The 20049-nt window shown below is 72.5% G+C and carries 17 protein-coding genes; 9 read left to right on the forward strand and 8 right to left on the reverse strand.

The features are described from left to right. The first annotated feature begins 13 nt into the window (after positions 1-13). Genes HQQ88_RS18725 through HQQ88_RS18745 form a run of 5 tightly spaced genes read left to right on the forward strand, consistent with a single transcriptional unit; the run spans position 14 to position 5985 of the window. On the forward strand, positions 14-988 hold the full coding sequence (locus HQQ88_RS18725; protein WP_367917056.1) for a carbohydrate ABC transporter permease: 975 nt from the start codon (positions 14-16) through the stop codon (positions 986-988). Next, positions 985-1896, forward strand: a complete 912-nt coding sequence (locus tag HQQ88_RS18730; RefSeq protein ID WP_254067258.1) for a carbohydrate ABC transporter permease — start codon at positions 985-987, stop codon at positions 1894-1896. The genes HQQ88_RS18725 and HQQ88_RS18730 overlap by 4 nt, the downstream gene beginning before the upstream one ends. Continuing rightward, positions 1896-3584: a hypothetical protein gene (locus tag HQQ88_RS18735; RefSeq protein ID WP_173170920.1), complete on the forward strand. Its 1689-nt coding sequence runs from the start codon at positions 1896-1898 to the stop codon at positions 3582-3584. The genes HQQ88_RS18730 and HQQ88_RS18735 overlap by 1 nt, the downstream gene beginning before the upstream one ends. Next, positions 3581-5506 (forward strand): DUF6807 family protein, encoded by a 1926-nt coding sequence (locus HQQ88_RS18740; RefSeq protein ID WP_173170922.1) that lies wholly within the window; start codon positions 3581-3583, stop codon positions 5504-5506. The genes HQQ88_RS18735 and HQQ88_RS18740 overlap by 4 nt, the downstream gene beginning before the upstream one ends. Beyond that, positions 5503-5985: a tetratricopeptide repeat protein gene (locus HQQ88_RS18745; RefSeq protein WP_123338400.1), complete on the forward strand. Its 483-nt coding sequence runs from the start codon at positions 5503-5505 to the stop codon at positions 5983-5985. Before HQQ88_RS18740 ends, HQQ88_RS18745 begins: the two co-directional genes overlap by 4 nt. A gap of 271 nt (positions 5986-6256) precedes the next feature. Here the strand turns inward: HQQ88_RS18745 and HQQ88_RS18750 are convergent, their stop codons facing one another. The 3 genes from HQQ88_RS18750 to HQQ88_RS18760 all read right to left on the reverse strand — a co-directional run bounded on the left by HQQ88_RS18750 (position 6257) and on the right by HQQ88_RS18760 (position 9219). Further along, the gene (locus HQQ88_RS18750; protein WP_123294949.1) at positions 6257-6475 is read right to left on the reverse strand and encodes a PLDc N-terminal domain-containing protein; all 219 of its coding nucleotides are present in this window, start codon (positions 6473-6475) and stop codon (positions 6257-6259) included. A gap of 493 nt (positions 6476-6968) precedes the next feature. Further along, positions 6969-8402 carry a GAF domain-containing serine/threonine-protein kinase gene (locus tag HQQ88_RS18755; RefSeq protein WP_173170924.1) on the reverse strand — a complete coding sequence of 478 codons (1434 nt, stop codon included), beginning with the start codon at positions 8400-8402 and terminating at the stop codon, positions 6969-6971. 100 nt (positions 8403-8502) lie between these two features. Continuing rightward, entirely contained in the window at positions 8503-9219 is a 717-nt protein-coding gene (locus HQQ88_RS18760; protein ID WP_173170926.1) for a GntR family transcriptional regulator, read from the reverse strand. Between the two features lie 193 nt (positions 9220-9412). On the opposite strand from HQQ88_RS18760, the gene HQQ88_RS18765 reads away from it, so the two are divergent. Genes HQQ88_RS18765 through HQQ88_RS18775 form a run of 3 tightly spaced genes read left to right on the forward strand, consistent with a single transcriptional unit; the run spans position 9413 to position 12317 of the window. Continuing rightward, positions 9413-10144: a phosphonatase-like hydrolase gene (locus tag HQQ88_RS18765; protein WP_173170948.1), complete on the forward strand. Its 732-nt coding sequence runs from the start codon at positions 9413-9415 to the stop codon at positions 10142-10144. Beyond that, positions 10141-11211 carry an alcohol dehydrogenase catalytic domain-containing protein gene (locus HQQ88_RS18770; RefSeq protein WP_216835132.1) on the forward strand — a complete coding sequence of 357 codons (1071 nt, stop codon included), beginning with the start codon at positions 10141-10143 and terminating at the stop codon, positions 11209-11211. Before HQQ88_RS18765 ends, HQQ88_RS18770 begins: the two co-directional genes overlap by 4 nt. Continuing rightward, positions 11208-12317, forward strand: a complete 1110-nt coding sequence (locus tag HQQ88_RS18775) for an alpha-D-ribose 1-methylphosphonate 5-triphosphate diphosphatase (protein WP_173170950.1) — start codon at positions 11208-11210, stop codon at positions 12315-12317. Before HQQ88_RS18770 ends, HQQ88_RS18775 begins: the two co-directional genes overlap by 4 nt. On the opposite strand, the gene HQQ88_RS18780 is transcribed toward HQQ88_RS18775, so the two are convergent. From HQQ88_RS18780 to HQQ88_RS18800, 5 genes are all read right to left on the reverse strand, one after another. Next, on the reverse strand, positions 12293-13465 hold the full coding sequence (locus HQQ88_RS18780) for a TIGR03364 family FAD-dependent oxidoreductase (RefSeq protein WP_173170953.1): 1173 nt from the start codon (positions 13463-13465) through the stop codon (positions 12293-12295). The two genes, HQQ88_RS18775 and HQQ88_RS18780, sit on opposite strands and share 25 nt — an antisense overlap. Further along, positions 13462-15264, reverse strand: a complete 1803-nt coding sequence (locus HQQ88_RS18785; RefSeq protein WP_173170956.1) for an ABC transporter permease subunit — start codon at positions 15262-15264, stop codon at positions 13462-13464. Before HQQ88_RS18785 ends, HQQ88_RS18780 begins: the two co-directional genes overlap by 4 nt. After that, complete coding sequence (gene phnC / locus HQQ88_RS18790) at positions 15261-16088, reverse strand: phosphonate ABC transporter ATP-binding protein (protein WP_173170959.1); 828 nt, start codon at positions 16086-16088, stop codon at positions 15261-15263. Before phnC ends, HQQ88_RS18785 begins: the two co-directional genes overlap by 4 nt. Before the next feature lie 43 nt (positions 16089-16131). Next, on the reverse strand, positions 16132-17064 hold the full coding sequence (locus tag HQQ88_RS18795; RefSeq protein WP_173170962.1) for a phosphate/phosphite/phosphonate ABC transporter substrate-binding protein: 933 nt from the start codon (positions 17062-17064) through the stop codon (positions 16132-16134). A gap of 190 nt (positions 17065-17254) precedes the next feature. Beyond that, positions 17255-18130, reverse strand: a complete 876-nt coding sequence (locus tag HQQ88_RS18800) for an EamA family transporter (protein ID WP_131922707.1) — start codon at positions 18128-18130, stop codon at positions 17255-17257. A gap of 305 nt (positions 18131-18435) precedes the next feature. Here HQQ88_RS18800 and HQQ88_RS18805 point away from each other — a divergent pair, with 305 nt between their 5' ends. Then, on the forward strand, positions 18436-19956 hold the full coding sequence (locus HQQ88_RS18805) for an alkaline phosphatase family protein (RefSeq protein ID WP_216835134.1): 1521 nt from the start codon (positions 18436-18438) through the stop codon (positions 19954-19956). Positions 19957-20049: the final 93 nt, after the last annotated feature.

The following is a 20049-nucleotide window of genomic DNA, read 5'->3' on the forward strand; positions in this document are numbered from 1 at the left end:
GAAGAGGATCATCGTGAGCATCCCCACCGCAGCCGGTGACGTGCAGACCGCCGTCCCCACCCCGGTGCCGCCCCGTCGGCCCGGAGCCGCGAAGACGACGAAGCGCCGCCGCTCCGGCGTCAGCAAGCCCGTCCTCGCCCCGATCCTGTTCGTGAGCGTCAACGCCATCCTGTTCGTGGTGTTCTTCGTGTGGCCCGCCGTCATCGGCCTCGGCTACTCGTTCACCGACTACAACGGGGTCGTCGACCCGAAGTTCATCGGGTTGGCGAACTACTTCGAGCTGTTCGCCGACGACACCTTCTACGCAGCCCTCGGGCGCACCTTCCTCTACGCGATCGTCGCCGTCCCGCTCGGCTTCGTCCTCGCACTGTCGATGGCGCTGATGCTGACGAGCCCGGCGGCGAAGGGCCGGAGCGTCGCCCGCATCGTGTTCTTCGTGCCGTGGCTCATCTCCCCGATCGTCACCGGTGTCATCTGGCGGTGGATGTTCGGCGAGAACTTCGGCCTGGCGAACTTCGTCATCGAGTCCCTCGGTGGCAAGGCCGTGCCGTGGCAGTCGAACGCCGACCTGTCGCTGCTCGTGGTGGTGTTCGCCACCGCGTGGGCCGGAGCCGCCTTCAACATGCTGCTGTTCGTCGCCGCGATCCGGAACGTGCCGCAGTCGTACTACGAGGCAGCGTCCCTCGACGGGGCCGGCGCCTGGCACCAGTTCCGGTACATCACGCTGCCGAGCATCGCGCCGACGTCGTTCATCGTGATCCTGCTGTCGTCGCTCGGGGCGTTCAAGGAGTTCGCCACCATCCAGGCGCTCAACGGCGGCGGACCCGGCACCGACAACAACCTGCTCGTGCAGTACATCTACACGAACGGGTTCCAGAACGCCCACATCGGCTACGCGAGCGCGGCGTCGATGGTCCTCATGCTCATCCTCATGGCCATCGCGCTCATCCAGCTGGCCGTGAACCGTCGGACGGAGGCCCGTCGATGACCGCCACCCTGCCCAGCGCCCCCGGCGCACCCGCAACCGACAACACGACCAAGAGCAAGAGCACGACCAAGGCCAAGCGCCTGGACGGCCCGCCTCGCCCCAAGGCCATCGCCGCCACCGCCCTGCTCTGGGTCTTCATCATCGCCTTCGGCTTCCCGGTCCTCTGGTTCGTGCTGAGCGCCTTCAAGCCCGGCGGCGAACTGTTCTCGTACCCGCTGACCCTGCTGCCGAAGAACTGGTCGGTCAGCGGCTTCACCGAGGCGTGGGCGAGCTACGACTTCGCCCGCTACTTCGGCAACACCGTCATCGTCGCGCTGGTCACCACCGTGCTCACCGTGCTGGCGAGCGCCGCCACCGGCTACGCCCTGGCGAAGTACGACAACAAGTGGCTCAAGGTCTTCTTCGTCTGCATCCTGGCGACGACCATGCTGCCGACCGAGGTCATCCTCGCGCCGACGTTCATCGTCATCCGCGACCTCGGCATGTACGACTCGTTGGCCGGCATCATCGTGCCGTCGGTGATCACCGCGACCGGCATCTTCATGTTCCGGCAGTTCTTCATCACGGTGCCCGACGACCTGGTCGAGGCCGCGCGCATCGACGGTGCGAGCGAGTTCGGGATATTCTGGAGGATCATGCTGCCGATCTCCCGGCCGATCATGCTGACGCTCGCGATCTTCTCGTTCCAGTGGCGGTGGAACGACTACATCTGGCCGCTGCTGGTGCTCAACGACCCGCACCAGTTCACGATCCAGATCGCGCTGCAGAGCATCGTCGGGGCCGAGAACGTCAACTGGACCGTCCTGCTCGGTGCCTCGGTGATCTCGATCATCCCGCTCGTGCTCATCTACCTGGTGTTCCAGAAGTACGTGAACGGCGCGGACCTCAACGCGGGGCTCAAGGACTGATGGGGTTCCTCGACGCGGTCGGCCCGGCCGCGGACGCGGCCGTCGCGCGCCTCCGGCTCGCCGACGACGATCCGGCTGCGCTGCAGCACCGGGAACTGATGGCGCGTTCCCTCACCCTGGTCGGGGCGTGGGTCCGGAACGAGCGGACGGGAGGCCCGGTTTGCCTTCCCGACGACGACCTCGCCACCGCGCACGGCTGGGTCCGGCACCTCGCGGCCCGGCAGTCCCCCGGCGGCACGTTCGTCGGCGGCGACAACGTGCTGTCGCCGCCGGACTCGGCGTTCACGGTGAACGACGTCTGCGACGCCCTCGAGCTGCTCGCGCCGTACCGGGCGTCGGTCCCGGCGGCCGCGGTGCTCGCCGACGACCTCGACCAGATCGTGCACCGTGCGACGCCGGCGCTGCTCACTGGTGGCGTGCACACGCCGAACCACCGGTGGGAGGTCTCGGCCGCGCTCGCCCGGATCCACCGACTGCACCCGGCACCGGAGCTGGTCGAGCGGATCGAGGAGTGGCTCGCCGAGGGCGCGGACATCGACGCCGACGGGCTGTGGTCCGAGCGCAGCCCGAACTACGCGGCGGCCGTCTCGTGCCCGTCGTTCCTCGTCCTCGCCTCGGTGCTCGACCGCCCGGAGCTGCTCGACCCCGTCCGCCTGTCCCTCGACGCCACCCTCGCGCTGCTGCTGCCCGACGACACCGTCGAGACCGTCCAGTCCCGCCGTCAGGACCAGTCGCAGGCGTTCGGCATCGGCGCGTTCGCTCCCCTGCTCTGGCACCTGGCCGTGCTCGACGACCGCGCCGACCTCGCCGCCGTCGCTGCCCGGGCCGCCGTCGCGGACATGTGGCAGCCTGGTGCGGTCGCGGCCCGCGCGATGACGGATCCGCTGCTCGCCCGCCCGTTGCCCGTCGGTGCGCCGCTCGAACCGGCCGTGCACTCCTTCGCCGACGCCCGGCTCGTGCACGTCCGCGAACAGGACCGCAGCGTCGTGCTGTTCGCCGGCTCGGACGTGCCGTCGCAGGGCCACGTCCGATCGGGCCTGGCGAACAGCCCCACGTTCCTGCGCGTGTTCGCCGGTGCCGGCGCGGTCGTGCTGTCCGACGTCCGGCTGTCGCGGGAGTTCTTCGGGCTCGGACCCTTCCGTCCGACCTCGCTGGAGTCCCTCGGCGACGGGCGCTACCGACTCGTCGAGACCGTGTCCGCCGGCTACCACCAGCCCCTGCCCGCTGCGGCTCGACGCGCCGACGGCGCGTACACGCTCGGTGACGAGGGCCGGTTCTCGGCGTCGATGTCCTTCGGTGCGCGCGCGGCCGACATCGTCTCCCTCACCACGACGGTCGACGTCACCACCACGCCGGACGCGGTCTCGCTCGACGTGACGACCGAGGGCGCCGACGTGCCGTGGTCGCTCCAGCTGACCTTCCGCGGCGGGGGTAGGTTCACCGGTGTGAGCACCGACGCCGCGACCGGGGAGACCGTCCTCACCGAGGGGACCGGCACCTACCGTGTCGGCGACGAAGCCGTGTCCTTCGGGGCCGGCAACGGCGGTGGCCCGACCCAGCCAGCGTTCTACACGCCCGGACAGGACTACGCGTTCCTCGGCGGCACCGACCGACCGGACGGCGAGCACGTCCACGTCACCGGGCGCTCCCCCGGCACGACGCGCATCGTGATCGGCACCGCTCGATGACCCTCCCCGGCGTGGTGCTCGTCGGTGCGCGTGGTTACGGCCTGCACCACCGGGCGAACATCGACCGGCTCGTCGCCGTGGGGGTCTGCACGCTGACCGCCGTCGTCGACCCCACGCTGGGCGCCGCCACCGACGTCGGCGCACCGGTGGCGTCGGACGTCGCCGCAGCGCGCGACCACGGCCCGGTCGACGTCGTCGTCATCGCCGCCCCGATCGCCGCGCACCTGCCGCTGGCGCTCGCTGCCCTCGAGGCCGGTGCTGACGTCCTGCTCGAGAAGCCCCCGGTGACCACCCGCGACGCGCTCGACACCCTGCTCGACGCCGAGCAGCGCACCGGCCGCGTCGTGCAGGTCGGGTTCCAGAGCCTCGGGTCCGAGGCGCTGCCGGCGTTCCGTGACGGGTCGCTCGTCGGTCCGGTCCGCTCCGCCGCGGCCGTCGGCACGTGGACGAGGAACCAGGCGTACTGGGACCGCTCCGCGTGGGCCGGACGGCGTCGGGTCCAGGGCGTCGACGTCCTCGACGGCGTGGTGACGAACCCGCTCGCCCACGCGGTCGCGACGGCCCTGGCGCTCGTCGGCTGCCGTCGGGCGTCCGACGTCAGGCGCGTCGAGGTCGAGCTGTTCCGGGCGAACGACATCGAAGGCGACGACACCTCGGCCGTCCGGGTCACGACCAGCGCCGGGCTCGAAGCCACCGCCGCTCTGACCCTCTGCGCTCCGTCCGAGGTCCTGCCGACCGTTCGGGTCCGCGGCACCGCCGGGAACGCCGTGCTGCACTACACGGCCGACGAGGTCACCATCGGCGACACCACCCGGACCGTCGGCCGGACGGACCTGCTCGAGAACCTGCTCGCCCACCGGTCCCGCGGCGACGAACTGCTCGTCCCCCTGGTCTCCACGGGTGCGTTCGTCGAGGTGCTCGAGGCCGTCCGTGTCGCCGAGCCCGTCCGCATCGACCACCCCTGGGTGACGTGGGAGGGCGAGGGGCCTGCCCGTCGTCCGCTCGTCGCCGACGTCGAGGCGATCGTCGACCGCGCCGCCGACGCACGAGCGTTGTTCTCCGAGGTCGGCGCGCCCTGGGCCCACACCGCCCGCGACGAGGTGCTGCAGGTCCTGCGCGTCAGCGGGGCCCCGGTGGCCACGGAACTCGACGGCTCCGGGACCATCGCGACGTCGTCCCCGCGCCCGTACCTGCACCCCGTGCGGACCCTCGGCGGCACCGTCCTGAGCGCCCACCACCCGGCCGACCACGACTGGCACTGCGGTGTCGGGGTCGCGATCCCGGACGTCGACGGCGTGAACTGCTGGGGCGGCCGCACCTACGTGCACGGTCCGGGCTACGTGTGGCGCGACGACCACGGCCGCGTCGACGTCGTGCGGGCTGAGCAGCACCCCGCTCCGAACGGTGGCGGCACGGTCCAGGAACTCGTCTGGCGCGGCCCCGACCACACGGTCGTCCTGCACGAGGACCGCACCCTCGCCTGGCGCGCCGTCGACTCCGGGTGGGAACTGACCTGGTCGTCGTCGTTCCGAACCCCCGGCGACGCCGTCGTACACCTCGGCGGTCCGGGCAGCAACGGCCGGATCGGTGCCGGGTACGGCGGGTTCTTCTGGCGCTTCGCCGACTGCACCGACGTGGTCGTCCGGACCGCTGACGCGCAGGGCGAAGCGGCGGTGCACGGCTCGGTCGCGGCCTGGGTGGAGTGGTCCGCGGTGTTCGAGGGAGCGCCTGCGACGATCCGGCTCGAAGCGCTCGACCACCGCGATCCCTGGTTCGTCCGGGCCGCCGAGTACCCGGCGATCGGTTCGGCCCTCGCCTGGCGTGCGCCGGCGCTCGTGCACCCCGGCGTCCCGCTCGTCCGGTCCTTCCGCGCGACGATCGCCGACGGCGCGACGCCGCGCGGCAATACGCTGGACCGATGAGCACCGCAGACTGGGAAGCCCGCGTCGCCGCACTCTGGGCCGACGACACGATCGACGACCAGCAGCGCATCGACCGCATGCGCGAACTCGCCGACGCTGCGCCGCACCCGGCCCTCGGCGCGTTCGAGCTCGGCGGCGCGAACGACTCCGGCGGCCACGAGGCCGAGGCCGACGTCCACTACGCAGCCGCCACCGCCGCGGGACTCGCCGACGTCGATCCCGCCCGTGCTGCACAGATGGTCGTGCAGCACGCCTCGACCCTGCGGAACCTCGACCGCGTCGACGAGGCCATCGCGATGCTCCGCGACGCCCCGGAACACCCGTCCACCGGTGCCGCGCCGAAGGTGTTCCTCGCGCTCGCCCTGCACAGCGCGGGCCGTCACGACGAGGCGCTCCGTGTCGCGATCGAGGCCGTCGAACCGACACTCCCCCGCTACCACCGCTCGGTCCGCGCCTACGCAGCGGCCCTCACTGAGTGAACTGCACGAGCCGGGCGACGGTGAGTGCCCGGCTCGCGGGGACGCGGACGTCCCTCCCGTCCGGTCGCGACACCCGAATCGCGGCGGGACGAGCTGCGGGGCAGGACAGGAAGGAAGCGTCGACGCTCGACAGAGGCCCAGAGAGGCGCTCCCTCCCCACGGGTCGATCGTGCTTCGACCACTTGCGGATTCGGGTTCCGTTACCTCGCACAGCATGCGCCTGCGCGGCCTGAACCGATAGGGGCAGTGCCCGATCAGCCGGGATCGGAGGTCAGGCGTTCCGTCGCTGCAGCGCTTCTGCAGCCTTGCCGAGCAGCCAGTTGACGGCCCAGCCCAGCACGCCGATGACCGGCAGTGCCAGGATCACGAGCGTCCAGAGGACCTTGACCACGAGCGTGCGCCGACGGTCACGCCAGACCTGCACGAGCGCGAGGACCTCGAGGGCCAGCATCAGCAGGAGCACAATCACGTGCGACTCGGACAGGTCCATGAACACAGTGCAATCCCTCCGTGGCGGCCGCTGCCGCGCAACGAACCGACAGTAGGGCCGACGCCGCCGCCCACGCCACCTCCCGTCCAGGTGTCACCGCGCCACCGTTCCCGCACCCGCAATGCCCCCGAACCCGCGAACGGGCGAAATACCCCGGCCGGCCGGCTCCTCACCCCGGCATTTCGCCCGCTCGCGCGAACGAGCACTCGTATTCCACCGGATGCATGCGAGTTGCGGCATGCGACCGCGAGCGGGCGAAATGCCCGGGTCGCGGGGCGCACAACCCCGGTATTCGCCCGCTCGGCGTCCAGCGCGCGCCGACCGGGCGAGCGAGCAGGCCGACCGGGCGAGCGAGCAGCCCGGCGGGAGGCACGCGGGCGGGCAGGCAGGCAGCCGTCCGCGGGCGGGACCGACGCACGAGGCGCGACCGTAGGGCGGACGGGAGGCGCGGGGCGGGCCCGCACCGGGCCTCCCGTCCGTCAGCGGCGACCGTCTAGGGCCGCGCGCCCTCCTGCGGGACCGCCTGCGCGACCGGCAGGGAGTCGCTCGTCGTGCGGAGCGACTCCTGCCGGATCTCGAGCTGCGTCACGGCGAGGGCGGCCAGGTCGTGCAGGTTGGCGAGGTCGGCCTCGGTCGCCTGCCGCGGCTTCGTGTCGAGCACCGCGAGGGTGCCGATCGGGACGCCGTCGTGCCGCACGAGCGGCACGCTCACGTAGAACCGGATGCCGAGCGCGCCGGTGACGAGCGGGCTGTGCTGCATGTCGGGGTGGATCGACCCGTCCGGGATGACGACGGGGACCGCGACGGGCGCGAAGCCGTTGCCGAAGTTGATGTTGCGCGCTGCTTCGTCGACGCCCTCGGCGATGTACGACTGCGACCAGGCACGGTCCTCGTCGAGCACCTCGACCAGGGCGATGGGCGCGTCGAACAGCCGGGCGGCCATCGCGGTGGTGCGGTGCAGGGCCTCGTCGGGCAGGGTGTCGAGCGTCGCCGGGCGGGCCGTGTCGGCGTCGGCTCGCGGCGCACCGGCAGCGGCGGTCGGAGCCGCGGCCGTGGTGTCCACGACGTGGTCGGTGCCGGCCGTCTCGGTCATGACGACGTCGCGCAGCATCGTGACCAGCTCGGCGCCGGCGGGGCGTGCGGCCGGGTCCTGCGCGGTCATCGCACGGAGCAGCTGCTTCCAGTGCTCGGGCAGTGGCTCGGGCACCACTGGGTCGCGGGACAGGCGGGCGACCGCGGACTCGACGAGCGAGCCGGGGAACTCGCGGCGGCGGGTGAAGCACTGCAGCAGCACGAGGCCGAGCGAGTAGACGTCACTCGGGCTCCCGACGTCGCCGCCGCGGGCCTGCTCGGGGCTCAGGTAGGCGGCGGTGCCGGTGGTGACGCCGTCGGCGGTCATGCGTTCGACGCCCGCGGCGAGCGCGATGCCGAAGTCGGTGAGCCGCGCGCGGGCACGGTCGGAGTCGTGGCCGTAGTCGACGAGCAGGATGTTCGACGGCTTGATGTCGCGGTGCACGACGCCGTGGCTGTGGATGTAGTGCAGCGCCTCGGCCATGTCGTAGCCGATCTCGGCGATGTGGCGGGAGGCGAGCGGGCCGACGGCGAGGCGTTCCTCGAGGTCCTGGCCGACGACCAGCGCCATCACGAGGTACCGCTGGTGGGTGCCGTCGTGGCCGGTGACGACGCCGGTGTCGAGCAGGCTGACCAGGTTGTGGTGCTCGAGCGAGGCGAGCACGCCGAGTTCGGCCTCTTGCCGGGCGATGTCGACCGTGCCGGCGTGGAACACCTTGACGGCGACGGGGCGGTGCAGGCTCTCGTCGATGCCGCGGTACACGACGGACATGCCGCCCTGGCCGATGGCGTGTTCGAGTCGGTAGCGCCCGTCGAGCAGTGGGGCCGCGGACTGGGTGTCCTCGGTCGGACTCATCGAACCTCGTTCTCGGTGCGGGCAGGCGTCGGTGCATCCTCCCATCCCGACGGGGATCGTGGGGGCCCGCGGCGTTCTCCGGCTGAACGGCGCCGACGCGTCAGCCCGTCGGCCCGCTCTCGAACAGCACCCGCATCGCGTCGGCCCGGATCCAGCGCTCGCTCACCAGGAGCGGCCGCCCGGTGCCGGCGTCGACGGTGCAGCTCTCGATGAACCACCCGAGGGTGACCTCGTCGAGGTCGAGGTGCCGGGCGACCTCGTCGGTGACCACGTCGGCACCGGCGCGCACCCACCGGCGGACGGGCTCGGCGCCGGCGGCCTCGCGCAGCACGTCGTAGAGCGAGTTCCGCACCCGCAGCGCCTGTCCGAGTTCGGGGACGACCGTGCGGGGCACCCACTCGACGCCCCACGCGGCGGGAAGGCCGTCGACGAGTGAGCGCCGGGTCAGCCGGTGGCACGGCGCTCCGGGTTCGAGCCCGAGGTGCGGCGCGACGGATGCGGGCACCGGGGCGAGGGCGCAGGACAGTGTGACGCTCGAGGGTTCTCCCCCGGCGTCGCGCACGGTGCGGCTCCACGACGGCGCGGCGTCTGAGCCGATCCGGTAGTCGATGCGCCGTGCGACGAAGCTGCCGACGCCCTTGACCCGGCGGATCCGGTTGCGGCGCTGCAGGTGCTGCAGGGCGGCGCGGGCGGCGGAGCGGCCGACGCCGAAGCGTGCGGCGAGTTCGGCCTCGCTGGCGACCCGGGTGCCGACGACGGCATCGGCGAGCTCGGCTTCGAGCTCCGCCGCGATCTCGAGGTAACGCGTTTCCGGCACGCTGCGGACTGTAACCGAGGTGGCGGGCCCGTCGCACACCTGTCCGGACAGGAGCGCTGCAGGCTCCCGGCGCTGTTCACCTGCCGGACACCTGCGGACCGGATGGTGGTCATCGGTTCCTCGGACGCTGTGGGCAGCCCCGCTCTCGCGGGAGACAGCCCGCAACCGCGGGTGACCGGACCACAGGAGCCCCATGATCTCGCTCGTCTGCCTCGACATGGCAGGGACCACCGTGCACGACGGCGGTGTCGTCGTCGACGCCTTCCGCACCGCCCTCACCGACGTCGGCCTCGAGCCCGGCACGGCTGCGCACGACCACGCCGTGCAGTACGCGCTCGACACCATGGGGCAGTCGAAGATCGCCGTGTTCACGGCCCTGTTCGACGGTGACGCCGTGCGGGCCGAGGCGGCGAACGCCGCCTTCGAGCGTGCCTACGCGGCGACGGTGGGACGCGGCGTCCGGCCCGTCGACGGTGCGGTGGACGTCCTGGAGGCCCTGCGCGCGTCCGGCACGAAGGTCGCGTTGACGACGGGGTTCAGCCCAGTGACCCGCGACGCCGTGCTCGACGCGCTCGGCTGGCAGGAACGGGTCGACCTCGCGCTGTCGCCGGCCGACGCCGGTCGTGGCCGTCCGTACCCGGACATGGTCCTGACCGCCGTGCTGCGCACGCAGACCGACGACGTGCGCCAGGTCGCCGTCGTCGGTGACACCGTGGCCGACCTGCTGACGGGAAGCCGTGCCGGGGCGTCGGTCGTCGCCGGTGTCCGGACCGGGACCCACCAGGACGCCGACTTCGCCACCGTGCCGCACACGCACGTGCTCGACTCCGTCGTCGACCTGCCCGCACTGCTCGCCGGACTCGACGCGGCCGCGCTCGGGACCGACGCGCCGCGCGCCGACGAGTTCAGCGCCGTGGCGCGGTGACCGACGTCGACGCCCGGTACGCGCTCTGGCACGGCATCGGGCACCCGGTCACGGTCGAGGAGCACGCCGGTGCGCTGCCGATGCCCGACGGGTCCGTCCTGGTCGCGATCGAGGCGGCGACGGTGTGCGGCAGTGACCTGCACACGGCCCTCGGGCACCGCGCCGGACCGACTCCGAGCGTCCTCGGGCACGAGCAGGTCGGCCACGTCGTCGCGATCGCCCCGGGGTCGGTGCCGACCACCGTCGCCGGCGTCCCCGTCGCCCTCGGTGACCGGGTCGTCTGGTCGGTCGCGGCGTCGTGCGGCACGTGCGACCGGTGCCGTGCCGGGCTGCCGCAGAAGTGCCGGTCCCTGCGGAAGTACGGTCACGAGGCGTCGACCGCCGACTGGCTCCTCAACGGCGGGTTCGCGACGCACTGCGTCCTGCTGCCCGGCACCGCGATCGCAGTCGTGCCCGAGCACCTGCCGGCCGTGGTCGCCGCCCCGGCCGCGTGTGCCACGGCCACCGTCGCCGCAGCACTCGACGCGGTGGACCGCCCGCTCGCCGGGGCTCGGGTCCTCGTGACGGGTGCGGGCATGCTCGGGGTCACGGCGGTCGCGATGGCCGTCGCCGCCGGGGCCACCGTCGTCGTCTCGGACCCCAACGCCCGGCGACGTGCCCTGGCCGTGTGCTTCGGCGCGGACGCTGCGGTGTCGCCGGGCGAGCCGGTGACTGCTGTCGACGTCGCGATCGAGCTGTCCGGCTACCCGGACGCCGTCGAGACCGCGGTGGACTCCCTCGACGTCGGCGGCACGGCCGTCCTCGTCGGCGCGGTGTCGTCGAGCCGCCCGGTGTCGCTCGACCCCGAGCGCATCGTGCGGGGGCTGCTCCGGATCGTCGGCGTGCACAACTACGCACCCCGGCACCTCGCCACCGCGGTGGACTTCCTGGCGTCGACCGACCTGCCGTTCGCCGACCTGGTCGAACCCGCCGTCGGACTCGAGGGCGTCGACCACGCCGTCGTGACCCCGCCGTCGGCCGGGTACCTGCGCCGCGCGGTCGTGCCGTCCAGCATGCTGGTCGGATGACGACGTACCGCGCCGCCCGTGTCCACCTCGGCGCGGGCACCGACGACACCGTCCTGCACGTGCGGGACGGTGTCGTCGTCGCATCGCAGCCCGACGACGACGTGGTCGACCTCGGCGACGTCGAGCTGCTGCCCGGGTTCGTCGACGTGCACGCCGACTCCCTCGCCCGGTTCGAGCAGCCACGCCCCGGCGTCGGCGTCCCGCTGCCGCACGCCCTCGATGCCTTCGCCGCCGATGCGCTGCTCGCCGGCGTGACCACGGCGTTCCTGTGCTGCTCGATCGAGCCCGACACCGTGCCGACCCGGAGCGCGGAGCACGCGGCCGCTGTGCTCGACGCCCTCGCGACCACGCCGCTGCCGATCGACGTCCGCGTGCACCTGCGCGTCGACGTGACGGACGACGGCACCGTGGACGCGCTCGAGCGGCTCGTCGCCGGTGCCCCGGCGCGCATCGGACTCGTCTCGTACATGGACCACACGCCGGGCCGCGGGCAGTACCCGGACGAGGCGGGGTGGCGTCGCGCCTACCGGGCGCTGGACCGACTCGGCGACGACGAACTCGATGCACGCCTCGACCGGTTCCGCCGCGGAGCCGCCGGGGTCCCGGGTCGCCGCGAGCGCATCGCCGCGGTCGCTCGCGCAGCCGGTGTCGTGCTCGCCGCGCACGACGACGACTCGGCCGAGGCCGTGCAGACCGCGGCACGCCTCGGCGCCGGCATCTCGGAGTTCCCGGTGACGTCGGACGCTGCGGAGACGGCCACCGCCGAAGGGCTCGGCGTCGTGGTCGGTGCGCCGAACCTGTGGCGCGGTGGCTCGCACGGGTCCGGACCCTCGGCTCGGTCGGCACTCGTCGCCGGGCACGCCGACGTCGTCACGTCCGACTACCACCTCGGCTCGCTGCTCCCCGGGCTGCGTGCCGCCGCGGCAGCCGGGGTCGCGCCCTTCGACCACCTCGTCCGGACCGTCACCACGGCACCGGCGCGGCACACCGGTCTCGACGACCGCGGCTCCCTGACACCCGGACACCGTGCGGACGTCGTCGCGGTCCGTGGCGAGCGCGTCGTCGGGGTGTGGGTCGCCGGTCAGCGGGTGCTGGCGCGCACCTGATCCTGGTGCTGCCCGGGTACGGCGTCGAGCACCGACGGTGCCAGGCCGAGACCGGTGGTCATGCCGATGCCCGTCGTCACCGTGACGACGTCGACGCCCGGCAGCGGGTGCTCGACGAGGAACTCCTGCCGGGGCGAGGACGCGTAGACGCCCTGCCACCGGTCGAGCACGCGGAGCGATGCGCCGAACAGCCGCTCGGTCTCGGCGACGAGCAGCCGGAAGCCGTCCTCGTCCTGGAACGGTGGAGCGTCGATCTCACGCTCGTGGGTGTCCCCGACGATGACGCTGCCGTCCGGCGGCGACGTGTACATCTGGTTGAGGTCCCAGCGGATGCCGTCGGGCAGCGACGCCGCCAGGGCGGACCGGAGGGCCTCGGCACTCGGCATCGCCGCGAACCCGGAGTACCGGAGCAGCGACCACCCGGTGAGCAGCGGCGTCGCGAGCGGGAAGGCCAGCGGGATCGCGGCGCGGAGCATGTGCAGTCGGCACCGGACGACCCCGGCCGCCTCGGCGAGGGCCGGGAACAGCTGGTCGACGTCGTGGTTCGTGCAGACGACGATGCGGTCGGCCTCGATGGTGCCGCGCGCCGTGCGGACCGCGCCGGTCTCGATCCCGAGCGCAGCGGTGCGCCAGTGGAACCGGACCCCCTGGGTGGCGAGCCAGGCGGCGATGGCGGGTGCGGCCTCCCGGGGGTCGACCTGCAGGTCCTGCGCGAGGTGCGCTCCCCCGCTGGCCGTGGCGGGGTCCACCGGCACGGCGGCCGCGATCGCGGACCCGTCGAGCAGGCGGACGTCCGCGCCCGTGGCGCGGTACTCCTCGAGCACCGCGAGCTCTTCCGGACGGCGCGCGACGACGTGCGCCCCGCGCTCTCGAGCCGTGAACCCGGCGAGCGGAGCCAGCGTGAGCCACCGGTGGCGGGCCTCCTGGGCGTACCCGGCGGCCTCGCCCGTCTGCGGGGTGATGCAGGCGTGCCCGAAGTTGCGGACGCTCGCACCGACGACGCCGGCGGCCCGGTCGACGACGGCGACCCGTGCGCCGCGGAGCATCGCCTCGTAGGCGACGCCGAGGCCGACGATGCCGGCGCCGACGACGAGGACGTCGACGCGCTCGGTGCTGGCCGTCGTGACTGTCGTTGTCGTCGTGCTCACCGGAAGACCCTCCGCATCCACATGGCGATGCCCTCGACCACGAGCACCGTGACCAGGATCATCAGCACGATCCCGGTGACCGAGGCGTAGTTCGAGCCCTGCGCGGCGTTGAGCAGGTAGTAGCCGATCCCACCACCACCGACGATGCCGAGGATGGTCGCCGCGCGGATGTTCGTGTCGACGAGGTAGAACGTGTGACCGATCATCGCCCGGATGCCCTGCGGCACCGTCGCGCCGGCGTACCGCTGGAACCGGGTCGCACCGGTGGCGGTGAGGGCGCGTTCCGGGCCGGGCTGGACCTCTTCCAGCGAGTCGGCGACGAGCTTGCCGAGCAGGCCGATGCCGCCGAACGCGAGCGCGAGGGTGCCGGCCTGGGCGCCGAGGCCGGTGATGACGATGAGCACCACCGCCAGGATCGTCTCCGGGATCCCGCGCACGACGACGAGCAGGAACCGGGCGCCGGTCCGGACGCCGCGGGTCGGTGCGACGTTGCGGGCCGCGAACGAGCCGATCACCATCGAGAACACGAGCGCGAGCAGGGTGGCCGCGAGTGCGATGGCGACGGTGTCGAACATCGCGGAGAACATCACGCCGGCGCCGTAGCTGCCGAACGACGGCGGCCAGAACTGGGCGGCGACCGGCGGGATCTTGCCCCACACGGTGGCGAGGTCGCCCCAGGCGATGTCGCACACCACGACGCTGCCGATGACGACCAGGACCGCGACCCAGGACCACACGGTGGTGCGGACCCGCGCGGCGGTCCAGGGGCGGCGGAGGGCGTCGTCGGGGGTGGCGAAGCGTGCGGCGGCGCGGGGCTCGGCCGTGGCGCGGGGCTCGGCCGTGGCGCGGGGCTCGGCCGTGGCGCTGTTGCGCTGGCTCCGGGTGCCGCTGGCCTGGCGGCGGCGCATGCCCGCACGGATGGCGCTCGCGCCGATCCCCCGGCCGGCCGGAGCGACGCCGAGCATCGCGGCCCGGACCGAGCTCGACACGATCTCCATGAGCACGCACAGCGCGAAGATGACGATCGCGTACCCGATGCCGAGCGAGTAGTCGAGGGACTTGAACGCGAACGACATCTCGCGGCCCAGGCCGACGATGCCGACGTACCCGAGGATCACCGAACCCCGCAGGTTGATGTCGTTGCGGTGCAGGATCGTCGCGACCCACGACGGCAGCACCTGCGGCAGCACGCCGGCCGTGAACTGCTGCAGGCGGTTGCCCCCGGTGGCGCGGATCGCGGTGCGGGGCCCTTCGTCGATCTGCTCGATGGCGTCGGCGAAGAGCTTCGAGATCATGCCGATCGAGTGGATGCCGATGGCGAGGATGCCGGGCAGCGGGCCGATCGTGAACATCAGCACGAACACCATCGCGAGGACGACGTCCGGGATCGCGCGGGTCAGGACGCTCACGAACCGCGCGGCGGCGATCCACCCGCGGCCCGGGCTGGTGTTGCCCGCGGCGAGGTAGGCGACGGGGACGCTCAGCACCGCGGCGAGCAGGGTTCCGAGCAGCACGAGCCCCACGGTGAGCGCGGTCTGCTGCAACAGCGTCGCGGCGGCCGGGAACCGGACGGTGCCGACGCGCTGGAAGAAGTGCTCCGCGTTCGACCACGACGCGATCATGTTCGGCACCGAGATGTCGATCCGGGCCAGGGCGACGCACGCCAGCACGGCCAGGACGACGAGTGTCAGGCCGGCGGCGACGCGCTCGGGCGAGACGCGTCGGCGCGGTGCTGCGGCGACGGCCTGCTCGGGCGAACGGTGGGTGCGGACGACGGGCCGCTCGGTGACGGCGGTCACGCTGGCAGTCCGCTCGTGGCGTCCACGGTGTCGTGCAGCGCCTCGACGGCCGCGAACTCGTCGGTCGACGTCGCGACCTGGCCGTAGATCTCCATGACCTGCGCCTTGCCGAGCCCCTCGGTGCGGGTGTCGAGGACGACCTCACCGTGCCGGAGTCCGATGATCCGGTCGGCCCAGGACAGTGCGAGGTCGACCTGGTGCAGGCTGCACAGGACCGTCAGGCCCCGCTCGGCGGCGATCTCGCGGATGAGCGCCATCACCTGGCCGCTCGACTCCGGGTCGAGCGACGCGACGGGTTCGTCGGCGAGCAGGACCGACGGGTCCTGCATGAGCGCCCGGGCGATCGCGACGCGCTGCTGCTGCCCGCCCGACAGGGTGTCCGCGCGCTGGTAGGCACGATCGAGCAGCCCGACGCGGTCCAGGTGCACGAGCGCTCGGTGCCGCAGCCGACGGGGGTAGGACCACAGCCCGAGCCGCGGGCCGCGCAGGGTGGCGAGCGCCCCGGTCAGGACGTTCTCGAGCACGGTCAGCGCGGGGACGAGCTCGAACTGCTGGAACACGAACCCGACCTGTCGGCGCAGCTCGCGGAGCCTCCGGCCGGACAGGTCGTGCACGGTCGTGCCGCCGACCCGGACGGTGCCGGAGGTGGGCAGTTCGAGGGCGTCCACGTGCCGGAGCAGCGTGGACTTGCCGGACCCGGACAGCCCGAGGAGGACGACGACCTCGCCCGGTCGGACGGTCAGGGACACGTCCCGGAGCGCGGTCGTGTCACCGAAGCGCTTCGTGAGTGCGGTGATCTCCACCGCGGGGTCGTCGTGCGTCATGCGTGCTTCTCCTCGCGCTGTCCGGGCTCCGGGGGTGCCGGGGTCAGGCCTGGCAGGTGGTCGACTTCGTGGTCTTGCAGATGTCGCGGATCAGGTCGTAGTACCCGTCGTCGACCGGCTTCGTGCCGTAGAACACGCTGCGGAAGCCGTCGCTGTCGGCACTCGTCACGCCGGCGGCGATGATGTCGTCGATCGTGACGTCGGCGAGCGCCTTCGTCAGGGTGTCCTTCTCGGCCTGCGGCAGGGTGTCGGAGACGACGATCGGGGCGCCGGGCACCATGGTCTTCGCGATGACCGTGACGTCCTTGTTCTTCTCGACCTCACTGTCCTCGGCGAAGCCGGCCTCGCACTCGGTGCCGGCCGCGACCTTCTGGACGCTGACGTCGTGCTTGCCGGCGAAGACCGGGGTGACGTCCTTGGTGGGGTCGATGTCGGCCTTCAGCAGGTTGTAGCTCGGGAACAGGTAGCCGGAGGTCGAGGACGGGTCGACGAAGCAGACCTTCTTGCCCTTGAAGTCCTCGAGCGAGGTGATGTCACTGCCCTTCGGCACGATCGCCTCGGAGTAGTAGCCGGGCTTCTGTCCCTCGGCCGTGATGATCGACGAGACGGGCGTGATCTTCGCGCCGTTGTTCTTCGCCGTCACGTAGGTGAAGCCGGAGAACGACGCGACGTCGATCTTGCCGGCGACCGACGCCTCGATGAGCGCGGCGTAGTCGGTCGACTCGTGGTACTCGACCTTCTTGCCGGACTCCTTCGCGATGTAGTCCATCAGCGGCTGGTAGTTGGTCTCGGTGTCCACCGAGTCGGGCACGACGCCGAACACGATCGTGTTCTCGTCCGCGGCGTACTTCGTCGCGGTCGACGTCTCGTCGCTGCCGGCGGCGGCCGTGGAACCCGCCGAGCAGGAGCTGAGCGTCGCGGCGAGCACGAGGGCGCCGGCCATGGCGGCCAGCGGCTTGAGGGCGGTGATGGGCATGGTGACCTTTCGGGCGGCGGGGCGGGGGTCCGCAGCGGGGCGGGGTCCGCCGTCCGCTCGGGACGCCGCAACTGTGGCATCCGACAGGTTGCGCGCCGTGCCCAACCGGTGCACCGAGGGTGACCGGCAGGTGAACACGACAGGCACCTGTCCGGACAGGTCTCCCCTGCCGGCGCGGGAGGGTCCGCCCTCAGACCGCCAGCAGGGCGATCCCGGCGAGCACGACGACCGACGCCGCGATCCGTGTCCCGGCCCGCCCCTCGCGCAGCACCACGACGCCGAACACGCTCACGAGCACCACGCTGACCTCGCGCATCGGGGCCACGAGCGCGACCGGTGCGATCGTGATCGCGACGAGCACCAGGATGTACGACAGCGGCGAGAGCACCCCGAACGCCAGCACCCGGCCCCAGTGCGCACGGAGGACCGGCAGGACCTCGCGCCGGCGCGGGCCGAGGGCTGCGCCGAACAGCACGATCTCGACCGCCGTGCAGCCCACCATGAAGGCGACCGGTGCGACGCCGCCGCGCACCAGGTGCGCGTCCCAGATCGTGTACGCAGCGATGGCCACACCGGTGAGCAGCCCGGCGACGATGCCGGGGTCGAGCCGACGGCGTGGCAGGGCTCGAGCAGTGGGCCCCGTCCCCCGGTCGGCGAGTCCGACGGCCACGACCCCGACGAGCACCAGCAGGCCGCCCGCCAGCGCCCACCACGACGGTCGCTCCCCGAGCAGGGTGATCGCGAGGACGACGCTGATCGTCGGGCCGGTCCCCCGTGCGGTCGCGTACACCGTGGACAGCTGTCCGACCCGGTACCCGCGCTGCAGCACGAGCATGTACGCCACGTGCAGCAGCCCGGACACGACGATGCCGACCAGGAAGCCGGACAGGCTCCCCGTGCCGAGCCCACCGGTGAACGGCACCACCCCGATCCACACGACGACGCTCGACACCGCGCCGAGCCACAGGAACGGCAGCCCGATCCGGCTCACGCCGTGGGCGATGACGTTCCAGGCAGCGTGCGCGACGGCGGCGGAGAGGACGAGGAGGACGGCGAACGGAGTCACGGGCAGGACCTTCTGCTCGACGCGCGGCGCGACGAGCGAGGTCCTCCAGGCTTTTGTCCGTTCAGATGACGTTCCGCGTTCGGTGGCGGGCCGTGGCGCCGCTCGGACCAGTCGGACGTGAGTCCCGGAACCCTAGGCGCTGTCGACAGGACCGTAGCACGGGCGGCGAACGACGATCCAGCCTGTCCGGACAGGTGCGTCTGCGATTCACCACGCGTTCGTCCCCGCGCTCCCGGCTCGCACGCCCCAGGCCACGCCGCGCCGATGGGCTGGCCACTCCACCGACCTCGAGAAGGGCCTCGACCGTGCGCATCCCCAGGACCATCCCCATCGCCGCGACCGCGATCGCACTGGCGGCGAGCGGCCTCGCCACCGGCATCGCCGCAGCACCCGCCGCCACCGCAGCGACCCCGGCCGCAGCCGCCGCCGCCAGCAGCAACCACGTCGTCGTCATCGGCATCGACGGCGCGTTGTTCGACCGCATCGCCGCGGCGGACGCCCCCAACCTCGACGCGATGATCGCGTCCGGGTACTCCTCGAAGACCTGGCTGTACGCCGCCCCGATGGCGCAGACACTGTCCGGCCCCGGCTGGGCGACGAACCTGACCGGCGTCTGGCCGGACAAGCACAAGGTGCTCAGCAACACGTGGGGCACCACGAGCGACATCACGGAGTACCCCGACTTCCTGACCCGGCTCGAACGTGCGAACAGCGCCCTCACCACGTACGCCGATGCCAGCTGGAACCCGATCGTCGACGGTTCGGTCGGCACGCCGCTCATCGGTACGGTGGACAAGCGGTACGCCGCCACGAGCGACGCCGACGCGGCCGCCAACGCCGTGTCGACGCTGCGGTCGACCGGCCCGAACGCCTCGTTCGTGCACTTCGACGACGTCGACCACGCCGGCCACTCGTACGGTGCGGCGTCGCAGCAGTACCTCGACGCCATCAGCGAGGTCGACGGGTACGTCGGGCGGCTGCAGGCGGCGGTGCGGGCCCGCTCGACGTACTCGTCGGAGCAGTGGTCGTTCATCGTGACCGCCGACCACGGGCACACCGACGCCGGCGGCCACGGCGGCAGCACCCCGGCCGAGCGCTCGGCGTTCATCATCAAGACCGGCCCCGGCATCACGAAGCAGACCCCGGCGATCCGCCCGAAGAACGTCGACATCGCCGCCGACGTCCTCGCGACCTTCGGCGTCGCCCGCCCCGCCGAGCTCGACGGCCGCCCCCTCGCGACCGCGTCGACCGACCCGTTCGACACGATGGTCGGCGCGCTGAAGCCCCGCGTCGACGAGACCGGGATCCCGGCCTCGACGCTCGGCTGGACGAAGAGCATGCCGACCGGCTGGAGCGTCGACAACACCGGCATGGGCACCGGCGGCGTCACCGAGTGGGCCGGCTGGACCCTGACCGACGACGACTTCTGGACGCAGTCGCAGCGCGACCAGACCCGCGAGGCCAACGTCCGCGAACGCGGTGTCTTCGCCGTCGCCGACTCCGACGAGTGGGCCGACAAGACCCACACCGGCACGTTCTCGAGCCGCATCACCTCGCAGCCGTACTCGGTCGCGGGCAAGACCAGCGCGACCGTGTCGTTCGGCAACCACTACCGCCAGGAGGGCACGCAGCAGGCCACCGTCCTCGTCTCCTTCGACGGTGGCGCGTTCCGGCAGGTCGCGTCGTACACGACCGACCAGATCGCGCAGGTCGCGTCGGTCCCCGTCACGGTGCCGTCGGGTGCGAAGCAGGTCCGCGTCCAGTGGGCGCTCACCAACGCCGACAACGACTGGTACTGGGCGATCGACGAGCCGCAGGTGCGCTGAGCAGGACTGTCGCTGAACACGACTGTCGCCTGAGCGGCGAGGACGGAACGACGGGAGGCACGGTGCCAGCTGGCACCGTGCCTCCCGTCCTTC

It is taken from the genome of Curtobacterium sp. VKM Ac-2861 (genome assembly GCF_013204965.1).
Classification (GTDB): domain Bacteria; phylum Actinomycetota; class Actinomycetes; order Actinomycetales; family Microbacteriaceae; genus Curtobacterium.